We start from the raw sequence: 1,357 nt of genomic DNA on the forward strand, positions 1-1,357 counted from the left end.
CCGGATCTCCAATGCCAGCTCTCCCCCAAGCATCCGGGCCCCCGTCGCAGTGACAGGGCACCCTAGAACCTGGGTCAGCTTTCAACCGGCGACCGGGTCAGTTTCACTCCGGCGGCTACACTGGCATTGGAGATCCGGGTGTTGGCCAAACACGGCAAGGGCCTGCGAAAGATCGCGCGAGGTGGGCGCCGGCGCTACCTGCGGGATCACGAGGCGGCGCGGTACCGGCCGCCGCGGCCGCCGCGGCCGGGCAAGCTGGCGGCGTTCGAGGGCTACATCGCCGAGCGGGTCGCCGCTGCGGCACTGGAGCGGCTTGAGGCGACGGTGCCGCTGCGGGGTGCGGAGCACTGCTCCGCACCGTGAACGCGGCTACGCGGGCGGCTACAGCATCCCCAAGGAGCATCTCGCCCGACTGTGCGGCCGGTGATGGCGCCCGAGCCGGTGGTGCGCTTCGAGGCGGCGCCGGGCGAGCAGATGCAGGCGGACTGGGCGGTGATACGGCGTAAGCGGCCGTTCGGGACCCTTCTTCTCTGGGTGCCTGCGGATGTGCTGGGTCGGCCTGGAGCAGTGGGCTTGCGGACGACGTTATGGATATCGTCACAGACGACGCGAAAGGCATCGGCTATCGCCGGGTCGAGGTTCTGATAGGACTGGAGCGCACCCTCTTTCGACCGGACACCCGGCGCAACCCTGAGGGCCTAGGTGGAAGCCTAGGCGTGCGCCTATGTCGAAGCCTGTCGAGCGCGTCGAAGTCATCACCGGCCGGGAGCGCCGGAGGCGCTACACTGCCGAGGAGAAGGTCCGGCTGGTCGAGGAGACGACCCGGCCCGGCATGACGGTCTCGGCCGTCGCCCGGCTCCACGGCGTCTCTACCAGCCTCCTGTTCGGGGGGAGGCGCCGCATGGCGGAGGGTGGCCTGGAGGCTGTCAGGGCGGACGAGGACGTGGTCCCCGCCAGCAGGGTCCGCGAGCTTGAGGCCAAGGTCCGTGAGCTGGAGCGCCTGCTCGGCCGCAAGACGATGGAGGCCGAGATCCTCCGCAAGGCGCTGGACCAGACCCGCCCCAAAAAAGTCGGCTTACGCTTGCCGTCGCCGCCACCGGCCGCTTCCCGGTGAAGGCGGTGGCCGACACCCTCGGCGTGACCCGATCGAACCTGGTGGACCAGCTCCGGTGAGGTGGTCCCCATTGGTCGGACAGCTTGGCAGCCTGAATAAGCTCGGCTCTGGTTTCCGTCAGGCCGCCAATCGCGTCACCGCATTCGTCCCATACGCCTCGTCAGGGGTCCTGCCGTCCAGGCCGGAATGTGGGCGCCTGGCATTGTAGTAGCCGATCCATTTCGACAGCCCGGTCCGCAGCTC

General features: G+C 69.0%; 1 protein-coding gene and 2 pseudogenes. 2 read left to right on the forward strand and 1 reads right to left on the reverse strand.

Annotated elements, in window-relative coordinates:
• The first annotated feature begins 126 nt into the window (after positions 1–126).
• Both E2C05_RS31800 and E2C05_RS31805 read left to right on the forward strand, forming a co-directional pair.
• Positions 127–363: a hypothetical protein gene (locus tag E2C05_RS31800; protein ID WP_133223593.1), complete on the forward strand. Its 237-nt coding sequence runs from the start codon at positions 127–129 to the stop codon at positions 361–363.
• Positions 364–724: 361 nt separating this feature from the next.
• Positions 725–1,167 (forward strand): annotated as a pseudogene (locus E2C05_RS31805) (transposase); the annotation flags it as partial.
• Between the two features lie 97 nt (positions 1,168–1,264).
• Here the strand turns inward: E2C05_RS31805 and E2C05_RS31810 are convergent.
• Positions 1,265–1,357 (reverse strand): annotated as a pseudogene (locus E2C05_RS31810) (integrase core domain-containing protein); the annotation flags it as partial.

Origin of the sequence: Paracraurococcus ruber (assembly GCF_004353985.1) — a bacterium.
Classification (GTDB): domain Bacteria; phylum Pseudomonadota; class Alphaproteobacteria; order Acetobacterales; family Acetobacteraceae; genus Paracraurococcus; species Paracraurococcus ruber.